The organism is Comamonas sp. FUJ_7 (assembly GCF_057369555.1).
Window position 1 is genome coordinate 106321 of the sequence record NZ_JBXXZI010000003.1, and the last position, 17842, is coordinate 124162.

Here is a 17842-nt window from a genome sequence, read left to right on the forward strand (position 1 = left end):
GAGCGCTCAAACAAGAAAGCGCACCCCTGAAAACCCTAAAGGAGACCTCATGAAATTCACAAGTCGAAATACCTTCAAGACGCGTCGAGCAACTCTTTCGGTCATGGCTGCAACAGCCTTGGTAGCGTTAGGTGCAACAGAAGCTGCCCAAGCTCAATCTGACTACCCAAACAAACCCGTCAGGCTGGTTGTTCCCTATGCTCCAGGTGGAGCAACCGATGTCATCGGCCGAGTATTGGCGAAACAGCTTTCTGAAGCACTTGGCCAGCAGTTTGTAGTCGACAATCGCGCGGGCGCTGGCGGCAGCCTTGGTGCAGGGCAAGTAGCAAAATCACCCGCTGACGGCTACACCTTGCTGATGGGTGCGTTTACCAGCCACACGATCAATGCAGCGCTGACTCCTGCTGTCACACCATTCGACATCCACAAGAGCTTCTCGCATATCTCGGTAGTGGGAACAGTTCCACTGGTCTTTGTCGTCAACCCCAATATCCCTGCGAAATCTGTCAAAGAGCTAGTAGCTCTCGCCAAGGAAAAGCCAGGCTCCGTTACCTTGGCATCAGCAGGCAACGGCTCGCCTCAGCACCTTGCGATCGAGATGTTCCAACGTCAAGCACAGGTTGACGTAGTTCATGTTCCCTATAAAGGAAGCGGTCCTGCGCTTGCCGACCTTCTGGGCGGTCAAGTCAATGCAATGATCGACACGGTCCCTGCCGCACAGAGCCAAATCAAGGCTGGAAAACTTCGGGCTTTGGCGACCACAACCAAAGAGCGAGTGCCATCAATCCCTGACGTCCCAACTGCTGTTGAGGCTGGCCTGCCAGAGATGCAAGTGAGCTCAATGTTTGCTCTCTCTGCCCCAGCAGGGACGCCAGCTGCAGTTGTCCAAAAAATCAACGCTGCATTGAAAGTGATTCTTTCCAAGCAAGACGTCAAAGACTCCATGCTCGCACAGGGCACCATTGCCACCTATGGCACACCGGATGAATCGACCAAGATCATCAATGCCGAATATGCAAAATGGGCAAAGCTGATCAAGGACAGCAATATCAAGGCAGAGTAAATGCAGCAAGCAGGGTTGCAGGCAACTGCAACCCTGTGGCTACTTATACTCACTTCTGTGGAAGCCAACCTATCGACCAAAGACCTAAGGGCAGTTGTGGCCCTGAGCCAAACCAAGAGCTTTGGCCAAGCCGCCCTTCTTGTACACCTCTCGCAATCTGCGCTCTCTGCCCTAATCGCACGAGTAGAAGCTCAAATTGGTGCAAAACTATTTGAACGGACGACCCGTGCAGTTGAGCTGACTGACGCAGGGCATGTGTTTATCACCCATGCACAAGGCCTCCTACTCGACACACAACGCGCACTAAGAGCAGTATCCGATACTGTGCAGCTGAAAACAGGCTCAGTCACAGTAGCTGCGCTGCCTTCTCTTGCGGCTTCACTTGTTCCCAAGGTATTTGCTGAGTTCACTCGAATGCACCCTGGGGTACAACTGTCCTTGCTAGATACCCTGTCAGGTCCTGCATTTGATTTAGTGCGCAATGGCAAGGTTGACTTTGCGTTGACCGCGGCTGACCCCAAGCAAGAAGACTTGGCCTACGAACAATTGACCGAAGATCAATTCCTTCTCATTTGCCCAGAAGGGCACCCTTTGTGCAACCAAGTAGGCCCTGTCGCCATCGAAAGCACATTGGACTATCCGCACATTTCCATGTCTGGATCAGCAAGTGTTCGTCAGTACATTGATGCCGAACTGCTGTCTATGAGCCTTCATTTCAACCCTGTCTTTGAAGTCGACCATATTGCAACTATTGGTGCACTGGTCAGAGAAGGCCTAGGGGTAAGTGCTTTGCCAGAAACTGCAATTTCATTGCTTCAGACTGACCACATCGTGAAAGTGCAGCTGTCTGCACCTGGGATTCAGCGTCCATTAGGCATGGTGACACGTAGACATACTCCACGAAGCTCTGCATCACAAGCGCTAGGTTTGCTAATTAGACAGCGCCTATGCAAAGTTCTATAAACCTTACATCTCTCCGGGAACTTTGTCTTTAGCACTCCCTCTAACAGAGTGCTAATATGAAGATTATGGAAGAAAGGAAACCTGCAATGAAAACTGCCTCCGGCTCCATTGCGACTGCCTTGGCGCCCGCGAACCCTTGGGCGCTGGTACCTCCGCTGGGCAACCTGGATGCCTATATCTCGGCGGTCAATCGTCTGCCCATGCTCACCCTTGAAGAAGAGCAGACATATGCACGCAAGCTCAAAGAACACAATGATCTGGACGCCGCCGGGCGTCTGGTGATGTCGCACCTACGTCTGGTGGTGTCGATTTCCCGCCAGTACTTGGGTTATGGCCTGCCTCACGGCGACCTGATTCAGGAAGGTAATGTGGGTCTGATGAAAGCCGTCAAGCGCTTTGACCCTGATCAAGGCGTACGCTTGGTAAGTTACGCCATGCACTGGATCAAGGCCGAGATCCACGAATACATCTTGAAGAACTGGCGCATGGTCAAGGTTGCGACGACCAAGGCCCAGCGCAAACTGTTCTTCAATTTGCGCTCGATGAAACACGACATGAAGTCTGACGCTGCCATGGCTGATGACGAGGCCATGATGCGTGAGACGCTAACCACTCACGAGATTGACGCCATGGCGGCCAAGCTTAACGTCAAGCGTGAAGAGGTCATGGAGATGGAAACGCGTCTGGCCGGTGGGGATGTGCTGCTGGATCCTTCGCCCAGCGATGACGGCGAGCAGTCTTTTGGACCTATCGCTTATCTGGCCGATGCCAACCATGAGCCCACTGCCATGATTGAATCGCGCCAGCGCGATCATCTGGCCACAGATGGCCTGGCTCTGGCTCTGGAGGCTCTGGATGACCGCAGCCGCCGCATCGTGGAAGAGCGCTGGCTCAAGGTCAATGACGATGGCTCAGGCGGTATGACGCTGCATGAGCTGGCTGCCGAGTACGGTGTGAGCGCCGAGCGCATTCGCCAGATCGAAGTCGCCGCTATGAAAAAGATGAAAAAAGCGCTGGCCGAGTTCGCGTAAACGCTAACTTGCGCACCAGCGACTTAAAAGGCTGAAATGCTGAATCTCAAACCCGGATAATTTCCGGGTTTTTTATTTTCTGGCGCTGATGCTGCTTGCATCTGCGCTGATCTCCATACCGATAAGACTCAAGAGACCTGACATGCCTATTTGCCACTCCCGCACTTCCAGCGTCCTCAAAAAACTTTCCCGCCGAAGCGTGGTTGCAGTGGGCGCAGCTTTGATGACTGCATCCATGGCACCCGCCGCCATGGCGGCTGACAACTGGCCCGACAAGCCCTTGCACCTGATCGTGGGCTTCCCCGCAGGCTCTTCGCCCGACCTGACAGCCCGTGCATTGGCCGAGCCGCTGGAAAAGAAGTTGGGCCAGACCATCATTGTGGAAAACCGCGTGGGCGCGGGTGGCAATATCGCCGGTGAATATGTGGCCAAGGCTGACGGCTACACCTTCAGCGTGATGATCAACGGCAATATGACCATCGCCAAGCTGCTCAATCCCGCTGTGCGCTACGACCCGGTCAAGGATTTGCAGCCTGTGAGCCTGATTGGCGTGGCACCGCTGGTGCTGGTGGCCCCTGCCTCTGCACCGCAAGGCAAGGCCTTCTTGGATGCCGCAGCCAAGGCCGGTGACAAGTGGAGCTATGGCTCGCCCGGCGTGGGCACCGTGGGCCACCTGGGCATGGAGCTGCTCAAGAGCCGCTCGGCCATCAAGGCCGTGCATGTGCCTTATACCGGCTACCCGCAGGTTTTCAATGGTATCCAGGGGGGCGATCTGCAACTGTCCATGCTGCCTCCAGCCCTCGCCATGGCCCAGATTCAGTCTGGCAAGCTGCACGGTATTGGCGTGACCTCTGCGGCCCGCAGCCCCTTGGCTCCCGGCCTGCCCAGCCTCAAGGATCTGGGCGTCAACAACTTTGATCTGGAAATCTGGAACGCCGTTGCTGCCCCCAAGTCCATGCCCAAGGCCCATGTAGACAAGCTGGCAGCAGCCGTTAGCGAGATTGTGCGCACCCCAGAGATGCGCCAGAAGCTGGCCATGCAAGGCTGGCAGGCTGTGGGCAGCTCGCCCGAAGGGCTGGGCAACCGCATTCAGCAGGATGTAAAAGCCCTGGGCACCATCATTCGCGAGCAGCACATTACTGCGCAGTAACTGACTCCCCGTGAGCCACCTTGCACCTTCCCTCTGAGAGGGACGACAGCCTCGTTGCACGGCGGCGTTTGCTCGCTGCCTCTCCGGTGAGACACGCTTCTTTGAGTGCAGCAGCCTCCTTTGAGCCTCTTTAAGTATCAGCTGATGCTACTGCAGCGTCCGCTATCATGCGCCCGACTGGCACGCGTTTACGCTATGCCTTTCGGGCGCATTGCTTTGTCTGGCGGCGTCAATGTTTACGGAGCCTTCATGAACGCTGGAACCTGGTTCACTCAACTCAATGCCTGGCAGGTCATGGCATTGGGACTGGTCTTTTTTGGCGGAATTTATGTGCTGGGCGCACTAGCCATGCTGGGCCTTACGCGTCTGCTGGCCAGCGCAGGGATTGGAAAGCCGCTGGATACACGCCCTCTCAAGCCCGATCAGCTGCAGCGCGAATGGCGGCAGTCGTTCCATTCCATTTTGATCTTCGGACTGGGCATGATCGTGCCCTGGGGCTTTTTGCAACTGGGCTGGGCACAGCTCTCACCCACGGCAAGCGCCGGCCGCATTGCGCTGGAGATTTTTGCGCTGCTGATCTGGAACGATGTGCACTTCTGGATCAACCACCGTCTGCTGCATACGCGGCAGCTGGTACGCTATCACGGTGACCACCACCGCTCTATCGTGACCACACCGTGGTCCACCTACAGCTTTCATCCCATTGAGGCGCTGATGCTGGGCAACATCATCTTGCTGCCCATGCTGGTGCATGATTTTTACTTCTGGTCGCTGGCGTCCGTGCCCGTACTCAGCCTGATTCTGAACCTGATCGGCCATTCCAACTGGGATTTTTTCCCCAAGGTCTCTGACACCCACCCTCTGGCCGCCAGCCGCCGCCACCATTTGCACCACGCCAGACCGGCGGGCAACTATGGATTTGCGCTGGCCTTCATGGACCAGATCATGGGTACCAAGGTCAAGCCCGCACCTACACAGACTGCCGGCCACTGATGCGTCAGCACCCTAGTCAGCGCTTCTTCCCCACGCTACGTCATTGGCGCGACTGGCAGTCCGTGCTCTATATGCTGGTGATGCCCTTGCTGGTGTGGTGGCAGTGGGAGCATGGCTTCAACTTCATTTTTTATAGCATCCAGCTATTTCTGACTCTTGGCGTGGGCGTGATTCACCACAATCACACTCATGTGCGCATGTGGTGGGGCCGCTGGACGAATCGCGCCACGGACTACTGGCTGACTCTGCTGCAAGGCCACCCCACTTTTGTGTTCTGGCCCGCCCATGTGGGCAATCACCACCGCTTTCGTCACGGCCCCAAGGACATTGCCCGCACCTATCGTCCGGAGTTCGGAGGCGATACCAACCACCTCTGGGGCTATCTGATCCACCCTATTCAGGCAGGCTTGAAGCTGTATCCGCTGTTTTTTCGCTGGCTCAACAATCTACGCATTCACTGGCCGGGGGCGTTTCGCTACTGCATGGGGCAGTACGTTCTGTGGCTGGGCAGCTGGGGATTTTTTCTCTGGCTGGACTGGCAAAAGGCGCTGCTCTTCATCATCGTTCCCCAGCTGCACGGACTGCACTGGCTGCTGGCCACCAACTACCTGCAGCATGCCCATGCCGACGGCAGGCCACTCTCCAGAGCGCAGCGCAATACCCCGGGTATCAAGCTGAACTACGCGCGCAACTTCGAGGGCCTGGTCAACCCCCTGCTTTTTAATATTGGCCTGCACACCGCGCACCATGAATGCCCGCATGCCCACTGGTCCGAGCTGGCAAACCTGCACGCTCAGACCTACCGCCAGCGAGTCACTCCCGCCCTCAATGAAGGTGGACTGTTGCCCTATATGGGGCGCGTGTTTGTATTGGGTCTGGTCTGGCCCGCGGTAAGAACCAAGCCGCAGATGCCTCCAGACGCTGTGAAATAAGAAACCTGTTGAGAACATATGCCTGTTGCCTATTCAAACGTCTATCTGCAATCCGCTGGCATGTTTCTACCCGGCGCTCCCGTGGACAACGCTGGTATGGATGCATATGTCGCACCGCTGAACCGCATCTCCGAGCGCATCAAGCGCCGCATCCTCGCTGAGAACGGCATTCAGACGCGCCACTACGCCATCGACGGCGAAGGCCAGACTGTCTTCAGCAACACACAGATGGCCAAGGGTGCCATCGAGCACACGCTGGCACTGGCGGGCAAGACACTGGCCGATATCGGCTACCTGTCCAGCGGATCGTCCGGGGGCGATGCGTTGATGCCTGGCTTTGCCAGCATGATTCAGGGCGAGATGGCCGCGCCACCCATGGAAACTCTCTCCGTACACGGCGTCTGCGCTGCCAGCGTGGGCGCCATGCAGGCCGCCGCCATGGCCGTGGAAAGCGGTGCGCATGCGCTGGCCCTGTCCGTGGCCAGCGAAATGCCCTCTCGCCTGTTCAAGCGCTCTCGCTTTGCCGCGCAGGGCTATGACACGGACTTTGACGCGCACTTTCTGCGCTGGATGCTGTCGGACGGCGCAGGCGCTGTGCTGCTGGGTGGGCCCAAAGCCCTGCCTCAAGTCAACGGCCTGCGCCTCAAGCTCAAGTGGACACACCAGCGCAGCTTTGCCGGCGACTACCCAGTCTGCATGCAGCTGGGCCTGACAGCCGACCGCAGCAAAAGCCATCTGGACTTCCCTGCCTGGGCCGATGCCGAGGCCGCTGGTGCGCTGTCGCTGCGTCAGGACATTCGCCTGCTGCCGCATCTGTTTGATGTCTGCATTCACGAATACGCCGACCTGGCGCACAAGGGCTGGGTACCCGAGCGCGGTATTGACCACTTTCTGTGTCACTACTCGTCTGAGCGCTTTATCCCCGTGGTGGATGACTTGCTGAGCAAAGCCCAGCTGAGCATTCCACGTGATCGCTGGTGGAGCAATCTGGCATGGCGTGGCAACACCGGGGCGGCTTCGATTTTCATCATGATGTCGGAGTTTCTGGAAAAGCAGGGCAGCCGCCTCAAGGCCGGCGACACCGTGCTCTGCTTCATCCCCGAATCCGGCCGCTTCACGGCAGGCTACATGCTATGGGAAGTAGAGCTGGATATGCCCGTTCAGCAAGCGTCTGCAGGCTATTTCTCTCACAAAACAGCGAAGCCCGATGTCATTGCCAATGATGCACTGCCCGATGTCTCCACCATCGCCGCGCCGCATGACCCGGCCACTGCGCCGCAACAGCTGGCCCCGCTGCTGACCGAGCTGGCCAGCATCTGGCAGGACTACCGCTCGCGCGTCTGGCGCACTCCCCTGCTGCACCGCATCCGCACACGCCAGCTGCAGACGAGCGACTATGTGCGCTGGATGAGCCACTGGATTCCGCAGGTGCGCGAAGGCAGCCTATGGATGCGCGAAGGCGCGACGTCCCTAACAGGTGACTACGCTGCGCTGGCGGGACTGATTGATCTGCATGCCGATGATGAGCAGCACGACTTCAAGATCTTGCACAACGATTATCTGAAAGCCGGTGGCACCGAGACTGATATCGCCAAACTGCGCCGCAACCCCGGCGGAGAAGCGCTCAACGCCTATCTGCACGGCCTAGCGGCCACACCCAATCCCATTGGTCTGCTGGGCGCCATCTACATCATCGAAGGCACGGGCCAGCGCATTGTGCCCAGCTTGCTGCCACTGCTGCGCGCCGCCCTGCCACTGCCGCCCGATGCCTTCCGCTTTCTGGAATACCACGGTGCCAATGACGAGCACCATCTGGAGCGCTGGCTGATGGCCGTGCAGATGGCGCTGGAGCTGGACAGCGAAGGCAAGGCCCAGCAGGCCATACTGCAGACCGCACGCAATACAGCCGCCATGTACCTGATGCAGTTTCAGCATGTGCTGACTGAGCAATAACGACAAGCGCCGGGAGACGCCATGAAAAACGAGTTCAACGACCATGTCTGGGATGAGCGAGACCCCAGCCCCTGGCTGGCTCTGTATCTGGACCAGAGCACGCCACTACCAGACGATGTGAAGGCGGCCTGGCTGCGCGACTGCAGCAGCGGATCACGCCAGTTCTTTCTGCCTGCCATACGCCCATTGGCCCGGCTGTCGATGATCATCATCCAGGCGCTGAAGATTTTCTTGCCCAAGCGCTGGTCGCATTCCATGCTGTTGCACCGCCTGCTGGCCTTTGGCATGAAGAAGTTTCTTTCGCCCGAGGCCAACTGGCTCATCATGCGGCACTTCCACCTCGGCTCTCAGGTACTGCAGTTTGTGGCTGCCAATGCTCCCACCAAAATCAGCACCGCGCCACTTACCCCGATGGAAATTGATGAGGTCAAAGACGAGCTGTTTCTCAAGCATGACCTCAATCTCTTCAACTTCGTCATCCGCCTGAACAAGGCGCTGCGCGAGAACAATCAGGAGCTGCTGCCCGTACCCGAGCCCGACTTTTCAATGATTCGCGAGCCGGACTTGAAGCTGGAAGACATGCCACGCGGACGCTTCAATGTGATCGATCTGCAAAGCGCCATCGAGATATACACACCGGTTTATCAGCTGCTGCTGACCGACAACGACTTCTGGCGCGCCAGCAACTCCTTGCAGCTGGACGAGACGCTAGGCATTTACTGCGCCAAGATTCTGGCCTCGCCCGAGCATCTGGTACTGCTCAACAACAAGCACCCCATGGTGCCCATGTCCACCCTGTATGCCGCTTACCGGCTGGTGCTGCACGGACTATCCACCGAGATGCTGCATTCGCTGCTGACACGCATGGCCAGTGGAGAGCACCCTGTTCCTGCTCGCGAGCTGGCCAAGATGAAAAAAGCGGCGGACACCCTTGACTCTTCGCAGCCCTGAAGGGCTTGAGCGCTATCAGCCCAGCAGGATCTTGATGTCCTGCGTCAGCACCTGCGGGCCGGCGCCATAGCGCTCGTACACACGCAGTCGTCCCTGAGTGTCAAAGAGATAGGTTCCGGCAGAGTGGTCCAGCGTGTATGTGCCCTCCATCTTGCCAGGCACTTTCTTGAAGAAGATCTTGAAATCCTTGGCAACTGCGGCAATTTCTTCTGGGGTACCGCTCAGGCCCACAAAGCTCTCGTCAAAGTTGGCCAAATAAGCCTTGAGCACTTCGGGGGTGTCGCGTTCTGGGTCCAGCGAGACAAACACGGCCTGCAGCTTGTCGCCATCGGCTCCCAATGCCTGCTTGACTTCGAGCAGTTCCTGCAGCGTGGTGGGGCAGACATCGGGGCACTGGGTATAGCCAAAGAACACGGCCACCACCTTGCCCGAGAAATCCTTGAGGCTGCGCTTTTGACCATGTACATCGGTCAGTGGCAGATCTTTGGCGTAGTCAGCGCCCGTCACATCCACACCCTGAAACTGGGGTTTGCTGCTGTCCTTGCAGGCAGTCAATGTCAATGCGGTTGTGCCAGCCAATGCAGCTGTACCCCATGCGCTGAGTACGCGCAGTGCACCTCGTTTATCCATGATCGATCAGGCCAGGTAGTGATCCACCAGCAGCGCGGCAAACAGCAGGCTCAGATGGATCAGAGAAAAGCGGAAAGTCTTGCGTGCCAGCGCATCCGAGTAGTTGCGCAGCAGTGCCCAACCATAACCGCAAAAGCCCAACCCCAGAATCACTGCGGCAAAGAGATAAACATAGCCGCTCATGCCCACAACAAAGGGCAGCAGACAGCCTGCAAACAGCACCAGCGTGTAGAGAAACACCTGCAGTCGCGTGAAGGCATTGCCATGGGTGACAGGCAGCATGGGCAGGCCAGCGCGGCGGTAGTCTTCGACCCGATACAGCGCCAGCGCCCAGAAGTGCGGTGGCGTCCACAGAAAGATGATGAGAAACAGCAGCAACGCCTCATGCCCCACCTGCCCCGTCATCGCCGTCCAGCCCAGCACGGGCGGCATGGCTCCCGAAGCGCCACCGATGACGATGTTCTGCGGCGTCAGCGGCTTGAGCACCAGCGTGTAGATCACGGCATAGCCGACAAAGGTGGCCAGCGTCAGCCACAGCGTCAGAGCATTCACCGCCAGCAGCAAGATGGCTGCGCCCGCCGCGCACAGCAAGGCTGAAAACAGCAGCGCCTGTGAGTGCGACAACTCGCCGCGCGCAGTGGGCCGCCATGCGGTGCGCTTCATGCGGGCATCAATCGTGCGCTCCACCAGACAGTTGAAAGCCGCCGCCGCTGCCGCCACCAGCCAGATGCCCGCACAGGCCACCAGCATGCGCCCCCAGTCCTGCCAGCTGGGCGCTCCAGGCACAGCCAGCACCATGCCGATAAAGGCACAGAACACGATGAGTTGTACGACCTTGGGCTTGGTCAATGCGTAGTACTGAGACCAGCGTGAGGCTTCTGCAGGAACGGCTGAAGCAGCGCTTTCCAATTTAGAGATCTCTGCCTGCATGCCGCCCTCCTCACTATGAATTAAGTAGCTATCAACGCTTTATTCAAAAGCGCCACAAGGCAATTGAGTGCTTATTTCTGCTGCACCCCAACCTCACTGCGTCCAGCCTCATCCCACGAGGAAGATGCGCGCAGCAACCGCTCCAGGTCGCGCTTGGCCTTGCCTGCCGTGGCTTTGTCCATGCTGGCGGGAAAACGCATCATCCAGTGACCCTGCGGATCGACCACATACAGATGCTCGTCCAGCGCATGCCCGGCACTGGCCTTGAGCCAGCCGCTGATGGCGTCCGAGGGCACACGCAGCGTGGTGGCCTGCTCTGCAGCGGGCAGAATTTTTTTTGGCACGGCTTGCTGATCGCTGATCAGCCAGACCCAGTCCAGCCGGCCTTTCTCCCGGCCCAGCGTCTCGCGCAACTGGCGCTGCAGGTACAGATGGTCCTGGCAGCGCTGCTCACAAGCCGCAGTGCTGGTGCTGACCAGCAACCACTGGCCTTTGAGGCTGCTCAGATTCACGCTGCGCCCATCCAGCGTCTGCGCCTGCACCTCGGGCAACGCTGGCTGCTCGGCAATCAGCTCGCCATAGCTGCGCTGCTGCGTGGGGCGCAGCACGTAATAGGTGAAGTAGGAAGCCACCACGGGGGCCGCGCAGACCAGTAGCACGGCCAGCATCTTCCAGCGGCCGCTGCGCGCCTGCTTTACCTGCGCGGCCTGACTTTGCGCGGGGTCGGGCAGGTTGTGAACGGCAAAGCTCAGCGGCTCATCACTGTGCTTGTGCTGCGTTGTCTGCAGCGCGGCGGGAGGGGTAAAAGCGTCGGACGAGTTGAAACCAGACATAGAGCAACACCACCAAGACACTGAGTCCGAACCACTGAAACGCGTAGCCGTAATGCTTTTGCACACCGGCATTGACCTGCGGCCAGTCGCGCAGCAAACCTTCGCTGGCTGCGCCGCTCTGCACCACGCTCAGGCCCAGCAGCGGCAAGCCGCTTTGCTGCGCCCACTGGGCAATGTCTGCATTCTGTCGGATGCGCGACTTTTGCTCATCAGGGTCTGCCCCGCCATAGGTCGCTTCCAGCTCCATCAGTTTGGAAGGCGGGGCCTCCAGCTTGCCTTCAATGGTGACGGTGCCTGCAGGCGTCTGTACCTCTGGCAAGACCGTGCGATCCATGAAGTTGCGCGGCGCCCAGCCGCGCTGCACGATGACGACTGCACGCCCGTAAGGCTCGCTCAGCCGAAACGGCGTGAGTACATAAAAGCCGGCCTTGCCCTGCATCTGCCGGTTGTCCAGAAACAGGGTCTGCTCAGCCAGCCACTGGCCTTGCAGTTGCACCGGTCTGTACAGCAGTTGCGTCTTTTGCGCTGGGCTGATGGATTCAGCCACCGCTGGAACCTGCGCAGCCAGTTGCGCGTTATTCCAGGGCGCCAGCGCCTGCTGGCGCGAGATGGCATCAAAAATGGCCTGTTTCTGCGCAGCACGGCCCAGTTGCCAAAAGCCCAGAGAGGCCGTGACGGCCACACAGATCAGCGCCGCCACAGAAATCAGTAGAAACCGCCTGAGGTCTGGAAATCGAGAAGTGCGCACCAGATAATCCATCCATGAAATTCGTGATCATTCTCGCTTTTCTTGCCATTTTGGCGAGCCTGGGCAGTGCGCTTTTCTTCATGATGCGAAGAGGCGATGGCAACCACTCCGCCGCCGATGATGCAGAGCGCAGCCGCAAGATGTTTCGCGCCCTGGCGCTGCGCGTTGCGCTGTCGGTTGCGCTGTTTGTGTGTGTTTTGCTCAGTGCCAAGATGGGCTGGATTCAGCCCACGGGCTGGCATCCGGGTCAATAAAGGGCTATCAAAAATCAAAGCGCCTTGCGCTCGATTGACATAGGTTCCAGCATTGTTTGATGCTGAAGTCCTTATGAATCAAGCGCAAGGCGCTTCTGTTTTTGAGAGCTTGGCCTACGCCTACATCCAGTAGACGAGGATGTAGAGAAAGACCCAGACCACGTCCACAAAGTGCCAGTACCAGGCCGCGCCTTCAAAGCCGAAGTGACTCTTGTCGGTAAAGTCACCCTTCATCAGCCGAATGGTGATGAAAAACAGCATCAGCATGCCCACCAGCACGTGAAAGCCGTGGAAGCCCGTGAGCATGTAGAAGGTGGAGCCAAACACGCCCGAGTTGAGCTTGAGGTTGTAGTCGTTGTAGAGGTGGTGGTACTCATAGCCCTGCACGAACAGGAAGATGACACCCAGAATCACCGTCATCCACATGAAGGCAATGCAGCGCGCACGGTTGTTGGCCTGCAGGGCATGATGGGCAATCGTCAGCGTCACGCCCGATGTCAGCAGCAGCGCGGTGTTGATGGTCGGCAGCCAGAACGGGCCCACGGTTTTGAACGGCTCGACGATATCGGCCGGCGATGCGGTTGCACCCGCAGCCACGCTGGGCCATACCGCCTGAAAGTCAGGCCAGAGCAGGCTGTTGCCCAGATTGCCCAAAGCCGGCACCGAGTGTGCACGCGCCCACCACAGGGCAGTGAAGAAAGCGCCGAAGAACATCACCTCCGAGAAGATGAACCAGCTCATGCTCCAGCGGTAGGAGAGATCGATCTTGCGGCTGTTGAGGCCGGCCTCGCTCTCGCGCGCCGCATCACGGAACCAGAAAAACAGGATGGCCAGCCACCAGATCAGTCCGAAGAACAGGGAATACATTCCCCATTCGTGGCCATTGATCCAGGTGCCAGCACCGAGAATCATGAAGAACAGACCGATGGCCGCCATCACGGGATGGCTGGATTCGGCTGGTACATAGTAGTAAGGGGTTGCGCCCTGCGGGGTTGCACTCATCACTCGGCTCCTGACACTGTTGATCGTTGTTTTTACCGACGCTCCACTATCACTTGCTCTTCATTCGCCGCATCTGCTTCAGCCCAGGCTAAACGATCAGATTGACGATCCATATCAACGCTAATACCAAGATGAAAATCGCCACCAGCCCCACGGCAATCACATGCAGTGGCGTGATGCTGGCAAAGTCCTTTTCATACTCCTTGCCCTTGCGCACGCCCAGCATGGCCCAGGCCACCGCCACCATGCTGCGCCAGAAACCGCCTTTTTTCTCGCCCTGCGTCATGAGTGCTCTCCAGGAGCGACAACGGCTGCCGTGTTACCCGCAGGCGCTGCGGGTGTCTTGCCACCCACTTCAAAAAACGTGTACGACAAGGTAATGGTTTTCACATCCTTGGAGATGCGCGGATCGATCACAAAAGCCACCGGCCATTCGCGCTTCTCGCCAGGGTCCAGCGTGTATTGCGAAAAGCAAAAGCACTCCATCTTGTTGAAGAAGGCCGTGGCCTGACGTGGCGCATAACTGGGTATGGCTTGTGCGGCCATGCGGCGGTTTTGCACGTTCTGAAACTCATACATCACCGTGGCCAGCTCGCCGGGATGCACCTGGACCGAGCGCTTGGCGGGCTTGAAGTCCCAGGGGCCACGCGCATTGGCATCAAACTCCACGGTGATGGTGCGGCTGGTATCGATCTGGCTGTTGGAAGGCACTTTCACATCGCGCCCTGCAACACCGGCACCGGGTACCTGTTTTTCGGACAGCGACAGGATGTTGATGCCCGTCAGCTCGCAAATGTGCTTGTAGATGGGGATGAGCACATAGCCAAACGCAAACATGCCCAAGGCAACAATCGCCAGCTTGCCCACCATCTTCGCGTTTTCCTTGGCTATGCTCACATCACCCTCCTTGCATTCATTGCGCCAGCCAGCTCCCTCAATGCAGCCAGGCCATCTTCACCACAAAACCGACAAAGAACACGATTGCGGTTGAAGCCAGAATCAGCCCCAGCTTCAGATTCGCCCTGCGCTGCGCTTGCAGCCTGGTTTGTGTTGACATTGCTGCTCCTTAGCCGATCACCTTGGTGGCGGTTTCATCGAGCTTGGGCGGATTCTCAAAGGTATGGAACGGTGCAGGCGAAGGCACTTCCCACTCCAGTCCTTCCGCCGCTTCCCAGGGCTTTTGCGGCGCTTTTTCGCCATGACCGCGCATGGCAGGCACCACCACGAACAGGAAGAAATACACCTGCATCAGGCCAAAGCCAAAACCGCCGATGGAAGCAATCATGTTGAAGTCGGCAAACTGCATGGGGTAGTCTGCATAGCGACGCGGCATGCCGGCCAGGCCCAGAAAGTGCATGGGGAAGAAGGTGATGTTGAAAGTGATCAGCGAGCCCCAGAAGTGAATGCGACCGCGGGTTTCGGAATACATCACACCCGTCCACTTGGGCGCCCAGTAGTAGTAGCCTGCGAACATGGAAAACAGCGAACCGGCCACCAGCACATAGTGGAAGTGCGCCACCACGTAGTAGGTGTCTTGCAGCTGAATGTCGATGGGAGCCATGGACAGAATCAGCCCCGTAAAGCCGCCCATGGTGAACACAAAGATAAAGCCCACGGCAAACAGCATGGGGGTCTCAAACGTCATGGAGCCACGCCACATGGTGGCCGTCCAGTTGAATACCTTCACGGCCGTAGGCACCGAGATCAGCATGGTCGCGTACATGAAGAACAGCTGCCCCGTGACCGGCATGCCGGTGGTGAACATGTGGTGTGCCCAGACGATGAAGGACAGGATGGCAATGGCCGCCACGGCATAGACCATGGAGGTGTAGCCAAACAGTTTTTTGCGGCTGAAGGCAGGCACGATCTGGCTGACGATGCCGAAGGCCGGCAAGATCATGATGTAGACCTCGGGGTGACCGAAAAACCAGAAGATGTGCTGGTACATGACCGGGTCGCCGCCGCCCGCAGGGTTGAAGAAGCTGGTGCCGAAGTGACGGTCGGTCAGCGTCATGGTGATGGCACCGGCCAGCACGGGCATCACGGCAATCAGCAGATAGGCGGTGATCAGCCAGGTCCAGGCGAATAGCGGCATCTTCATCAGCGTCATGCCGGGAGCGCGCATGTTCAGAATGGTCACGATGATGTTGATCGCGCCCATGATGGAGCTGGCCCCCATGACGTGCATGGCAAAGATGCTGGTGTCCATGGATGGACCCATCTGCAGCGTCAGCGGTGCATACAGCGTCCAGCCCGCAGCGGGAGCGCCGCCAGGCATGAAAAACGAGCCCACCAGCATGATGCCTGCAGGAATCAGCAGCCAGAAGCTGAAGTTGTTCATGCGCGCAAATGCCATATCGGAAGCACCGATCTGCAGCGGCAGCATCCAGTTCGCAAAGCCCACAAAGGCCGGCATGATGGCGCCGAACACCATGATCAGACCATGCATGGTGGTGAGCTGGTTGAACAGCTCGGGGTTGACGATCTGCAGGCCGGGCTGGAACAGCTCGGCACGGATCAGCATGGCCAGAACTCCCCCAATCATCAGCATGGTGAAGGAGAACAGCAGGTACATCGTTCCGATGTCCTTGTGATTGGTGGCAAACAGCCAGCGGCGCCAGCCAGTAGGCATGGCGTGGTGATGGTCGTCGTGCCCATGGTCATGACCATGGCCCTCATGGGTGTGGACGGGAGGAACTACGGCGCTCATATTCTGGTCTCCAATCTGTCTCTATACCCAGGGACTTATTTCGCAGCCGTGATGTCTACACGGCGGGCCTGCTGGTCGGCTCCTTCGGCAGCCGTGATGGTCTCGGGCTTGCGCAGCTCGATGCGATCAGCGGCAATGCCACTGTCCTCCAACAGCTTGGCTACGGCCTTGGCTCGCTCCTTGGCCAGCTCGGCGTTCTTGTCCGCATTGCCGGTGGCGTCCACAAAGCCGGACAAGGCGATCTTGGCGTCCTTATGGGCTGCCCAGTACTCGGCAGCCTTCTTCACTGCAGCCTGAGCCTGCTCGTCCAAGGTGCTCTTGCCGGTTTCGAAGAAAACCTGCTGAGTCGTTGCCTCTGCACCTGCTGCAGCAATGGGCGCACTGTCGACGGCAGGGGCAGGCGCTGCTGCGGGGACTGCGCTGCCCCCGCCTTCAGGGAATTTGCCGCCACGCGCCGCGACAAACTGGGCAGGCTGCACCAGCTCACCCGTCTTGTTGCTCCAATGGTTCTTGGCAAAGGTCACCACTGCAGCCAGATCGGTGTCGCTGAGTTGCTTCCAGGCTGGCATGGCGCCATTGGCTCGGCCTTCCAGCACGGCGTGCATCATGTCAGCCAGAGGGCCCAGCACCACCGCACTGCCATCCAGTGCCTTGATGGGGCCTGCGCCCTTGCCATTGGCCTGGTGACAGGCGGCGCAGTTGGCGGCATAGACCTTCTCACCACGCGCCACCAGATCGGCCAGCGCCCAGACTTTGTTCGGGTCATCGGCCTTGGCTGCCAGCTTTTTCTTTTCGGCTGCAACCCATGCGGTATAGGCTTCAGCAGACAGCACCTTCACATGGATAGGCATGTAAGCGTGCTCCTTGCCGCACAGCTCCGCACACTGCCCATAAAAGTCACCCGTTTTTTCAGACTTGAACCAGGTGTCACGCACAAAGCCAGGAATCGCATCCTGCTTGATGCCAAAGGCCGGCACCATGAAGGAGTGAATCACATCGTTTGCCGTGGTGATGATGCGCACCTTCTTGCCTACCGGCACGACCAGCGGGTTGTCCACGCGCAGCAAATAGTCGTTGGGGGCATTGCTGACGTCACCGCTGTTGGACATCTGGCGCTGAGCGCTATCGAGCGTAGAGATGAATGCCAGCCCCTCGCCTTCACCGCTCAGATAGTCATAGCCCCACTTCCACTGATAGCCGGTGGCCTTGATGGTGAGGTCTGCATTGGTCGTGTCTTTCTGCGCCACCAGCACCTTGGTGGCGGGCAGCGCCATCAAAATCACGATGATGAAGGGGGCGACCGTCCAGGCCACCTCCACCTTGACCGACTCATGAAAGTTCGCGGCCTTGGCTCCCTGGGATTTGCGATGCTTCCAGATGGAATAGAACATCACCCCAAACACCGCAATAAAGATCACCGTGCAGATGATGAGCATCATCCAATGCAGCCAGTGCTGCTCCACGGCAATGCGGGTCACAGGCGGATGCAGGTTGAGTTGATTGACGGCAGGTCCTCCAGGGAGATCCTGCACGGCATAAGCCATGGAGCTACCCCACACAGCCAAGGTCAGACTCAAGGGAACCAGCTTGGTGGAAATGTTTTTCATCGTTTTCACTTACCTCAAAGCCTCAGTTGTCCACTCGTTCACAACGCTTTCGCCACAACGGACGAGAAGGCTGTGACACTCACACTACCTCG

At 58.3% G+C, this 17842-nt stretch carries 20 protein-coding genes; 9 read left to right on the forward strand and 11 right to left on the reverse strand.

The features are described 5' to 3' along the window. The first annotated feature begins 49 nt into the window (after positions 1-49). From AC2I9W_RS05965 to rpoH, 3 genes are all read left to right on the forward strand, one after another. Complete coding sequence (locus AC2I9W_RS05965; protein ID WP_486409096.1) at positions 50-1063, forward strand: Bug family tripartite tricarboxylate transporter substrate binding protein; 1014 nt, start codon at positions 50-52, stop codon at positions 1061-1063. Next, the gene (locus AC2I9W_RS05970; protein WP_486409097.1) at positions 1064-2026 is read left to right on the forward strand and encodes a LysR family transcriptional regulator; all 963 of its coding nucleotides are present in this window, start codon (positions 1064-1066) and stop codon (positions 2024-2026) included. It begins immediately after the preceding gene. Between the two features lie 86 nt (positions 2027-2112). Continuing rightward, entirely contained in the window at positions 2113-3057 is a 945-nt protein-coding gene (gene rpoH / locus AC2I9W_RS05975) for an RNA polymerase sigma factor RpoH (protein WP_486409098.1), read from the forward strand. A 72-nt stretch (positions 3058-3129) separates the two neighbouring features. Here rpoH and AC2I9W_RS05980 read toward each other — a convergent pair whose 3' ends face one another. Beyond that, entirely contained in the window at positions 3130-3294 is a 165-nt protein-coding gene (locus AC2I9W_RS05980) for a hypothetical protein (protein WP_486409099.1), read from the reverse strand. Here AC2I9W_RS05980 and AC2I9W_RS05985 point away from each other — a divergent pair. The 5 genes from AC2I9W_RS05985 to AC2I9W_RS06005 all read left to right on the forward strand — a co-directional run bounded on the left by AC2I9W_RS05985 (position 3281) and on the right by AC2I9W_RS06005 (position 9036). Then, positions 3281-4207, forward strand: a complete 927-nt coding sequence (locus AC2I9W_RS05985; protein WP_486409100.1) for a Bug family tripartite tricarboxylate transporter substrate binding protein — start codon at positions 3281-3283, stop codon at positions 4205-4207. The genes AC2I9W_RS05980 and AC2I9W_RS05985 overlap by 14 nt on opposite strands. Positions 4208-4456: 249 nt before the next feature. Next, positions 4457-5200 (forward strand): sterol desaturase family protein, encoded by a 744-nt coding sequence (locus AC2I9W_RS05990; protein ID WP_486409101.1) that lies wholly within the window; start codon positions 4457-4459, stop codon positions 5198-5200. Beyond that, the gene (locus AC2I9W_RS05995; RefSeq protein WP_486409102.1) at positions 5200-6132 is read left to right on the forward strand and encodes a fatty acid desaturase; all 933 of its coding nucleotides are present in this window, start codon (positions 5200-5202) and stop codon (positions 6130-6132) included. The genes AC2I9W_RS05990 and AC2I9W_RS05995 overlap by 1 nt, the downstream gene beginning before the upstream one ends. 18 nt (positions 6133-6150) lie before the next feature. Next, on the forward strand, positions 6151-8085 hold the full coding sequence (locus tag AC2I9W_RS06000) for a beta-ketoacyl-ACP synthase III (RefSeq protein ID WP_486409103.1): 1935 nt from the start codon (positions 6151-6153) through the stop codon (positions 8083-8085). 21 nt (positions 8086-8106) lie between these two features. Next, the gene (locus AC2I9W_RS06005) at positions 8107-9036 is read left to right on the forward strand and encodes a DUF6999 family protein (protein WP_486409104.1); all 930 of its coding nucleotides are present in this window, start codon (positions 8107-8109) and stop codon (positions 9034-9036) included. A 15-nt stretch (positions 9037-9051) separates the two neighbouring features. Here AC2I9W_RS06005 and AC2I9W_RS06010 read toward each other — a convergent pair whose 3' ends face one another. From AC2I9W_RS06010 to AC2I9W_RS06025, 4 genes are all read right to left on the reverse strand, one after another. After that, positions 9052-9666, reverse strand: coding sequence for an SCO family protein (locus AC2I9W_RS06010; protein ID WP_486409105.1), 615 nt, complete (start codon positions 9664-9666; stop codon positions 9052-9054). Positions 9667-9672: 6 nt separating this feature from the next. Beyond that, positions 9673-10596, reverse strand: a complete 924-nt coding sequence (gene cyoE, locus AC2I9W_RS06015) for a heme o synthase (protein ID WP_486409106.1) — start codon at positions 10594-10596, stop codon at positions 9673-9675. 71 nt (positions 10597-10667) lie between these two features. Then, positions 10668-11429, reverse strand: a complete 762-nt coding sequence (locus AC2I9W_RS06020; protein ID WP_486409107.1) for a hypothetical protein — start codon at positions 11427-11429, stop codon at positions 10668-10670. Next, positions 11356-12177, reverse strand: a complete 822-nt coding sequence (locus AC2I9W_RS06025) for an SURF1 family protein (protein ID WP_486409108.1) — start codon at positions 12175-12177, stop codon at positions 11356-11358. The genes AC2I9W_RS06020 and AC2I9W_RS06025 overlap by 74 nt, the downstream gene beginning before the upstream one ends. Positions 12178-12191: 14 nt before the next feature. Between AC2I9W_RS06025 and AC2I9W_RS06030 the strand changes: the two genes are divergently transcribed. Further along, the gene (locus tag AC2I9W_RS06030; RefSeq protein WP_486409109.1) at positions 12192-12431 is read left to right on the forward strand and encodes a twin transmembrane helix small protein; all 240 of its coding nucleotides are present in this window, start codon (positions 12192-12194) and stop codon (positions 12429-12431) included. Positions 12432-12551: 120 nt separating this feature from the next. Here AC2I9W_RS06030 and AC2I9W_RS06035 read toward each other — a convergent pair whose 3' ends face one another. The 6 genes from AC2I9W_RS06035 to coxB form a co-directional block, all read right to left on the reverse strand. Further along, entirely contained in the window at positions 12552-13433 is an 882-nt protein-coding gene (locus AC2I9W_RS06035; RefSeq protein WP_486409110.1) for a cytochrome c oxidase subunit 3, read from the reverse strand. 88 nt (positions 13434-13521) lie between these two features. Next, complete coding sequence (locus AC2I9W_RS06040; RefSeq protein ID WP_486409111.1) at positions 13522-13719, reverse strand: DUF2970 domain-containing protein; 198 nt, start codon at positions 13717-13719, stop codon at positions 13522-13524. Beyond that, positions 13716-14330 (reverse strand): cytochrome c oxidase assembly protein, encoded by a 615-nt coding sequence (locus AC2I9W_RS06045; protein ID WP_486409112.1) that lies wholly within the window; start codon positions 14328-14330, stop codon positions 13716-13718. The genes AC2I9W_RS06040 and AC2I9W_RS06045 overlap by 4 nt, the downstream gene beginning before the upstream one ends. A 37-nt stretch (positions 14331-14367) precedes the next feature. Continuing rightward, entirely contained in the window at positions 14368-14490 is a 123-nt protein-coding gene (locus AC2I9W_RS06050; protein WP_486409113.1) for a cytochrome oxidase small assembly protein, read from the reverse strand. Between the two features lie 9 nt (positions 14491-14499). Next, complete coding sequence (ctaD, locus tag AC2I9W_RS06055; protein WP_486409114.1) at positions 14500-16143, reverse strand: cytochrome c oxidase subunit I; 1644 nt, start codon at positions 16141-16143, stop codon at positions 14500-14502. A 35-nt stretch (positions 16144-16178) separates the two neighbouring features. Continuing rightward, positions 16179-17750, reverse strand: a complete 1572-nt coding sequence (coxB, locus tag AC2I9W_RS06060; RefSeq protein WP_486409115.1) for a cytochrome c oxidase subunit II — start codon at positions 17748-17750, stop codon at positions 16179-16181. Positions 17751-17842: the final 92 nt, after the last annotated feature.

Bases quoted from the DNA above. Each gene is read 5' to 3' on its own strand.
- AC2I9W_RS05995 (WP_486409102.1), top strand. From the start codon at position 5,200: ATGCGTCAGCACCCTAGTCAGCGCTTCTTCCCCACGCTACGTCATTGG.
- AC2I9W_RS06035 (WP_486409110.1), bottom strand. From the start codon at position 13,433: ATGAGTGCAACCCCGCAGGGCGCAACCCCTTACTACTATGTACCAGCC.
- AC2I9W_RS05965 (WP_486409096.1), top strand. From the start codon at position 50: ATGAAATTCACAAGTCGAAATACCTTCAAGACGCGTCGAGCAACTCTT.
- AC2I9W_RS05985 (WP_486409100.1), top strand. From the start codon at position 3,281: ATGACTGCATCCATGGCACCCGCCGCCATGGCGGCTGACAACTGGCCC.
- AC2I9W_RS06000 (WP_486409103.1), top strand. From the start codon at position 6,151: ATGCCTGTTGCCTATTCAAACGTCTATCTGCAATCCGCTGGCATGTTT.
- AC2I9W_RS05980 (WP_486409099.1), bottom strand. From the start codon at position 3,294: ATGGATGCAGTCATCAAAGCTGCGCCCACTGCAACCACGCTTCGGCGG.
- AC2I9W_RS06040 (WP_486409111.1), bottom strand. From the start codon at position 13,719: ATGACGCAGGGCGAGAAAAAAGGCGGTTTCTGGCGCAGCATGGTGGCG.
- AC2I9W_RS05990 (WP_486409101.1), top strand. From the start codon at position 4,457: ATGAACGCTGGAACCTGGTTCACTCAACTCAATGCCTGGCAGGTCATG.
- AC2I9W_RS06020 (WP_486409107.1), bottom strand. From the start codon at position 11,429: ATGTCTGGTTTCAACTCGTCCGACGCTTTTACCCCTCCCGCCGCGCTG.
- coxB (WP_486409115.1), bottom strand. From the start codon at position 17,750: ATGAAAAACATTTCCACCAAGCTGGTTCCCTTGAGTCTGACCTTGGCT.
- cyoE (WP_486409106.1), bottom strand. From the start codon at position 10,596: ATGCAGGCAGAGATCTCTAAATTGGAAAGCGCTGCTTCAGCCGTTCCT.
- AC2I9W_RS05970 (WP_486409097.1), top strand. From the start codon at position 1,064: ATGCAGCAAGCAGGGTTGCAGGCAACTGCAACCCTGTGGCTACTTATA.
- AC2I9W_RS06050 (WP_486409113.1), bottom strand. From the start codon at position 14,490: ATGTCAACACAAACCAGGCTGCAAGCGCAGCGCAGGGCGAATCTGAAG.
- ctaD (WP_486409114.1), bottom strand. From the start codon at position 16,143: ATGAGCGCCGTAGTTCCTCCCGTCCACACCCATGAGGGCCATGGTCAT.
- AC2I9W_RS06005 (WP_486409104.1), top strand. From the start codon at position 8,107: ATGAAAAACGAGTTCAACGACCATGTCTGGGATGAGCGAGACCCCAGC.
- AC2I9W_RS06030 (WP_486409109.1), top strand. From the start codon at position 12,192: ATGAAATTCGTGATCATTCTCGCTTTTCTTGCCATTTTGGCGAGCCTG.
- rpoH (WP_486409098.1), top strand. From the start codon at position 2,113: ATGAAAACTGCCTCCGGCTCCATTGCGACTGCCTTGGCGCCCGCGAAC.
- AC2I9W_RS06010 (WP_486409105.1), bottom strand. From the start codon at position 9,666: ATGGATAAACGAGGTGCACTGCGCGTACTCAGCGCATGGGGTACAGCT.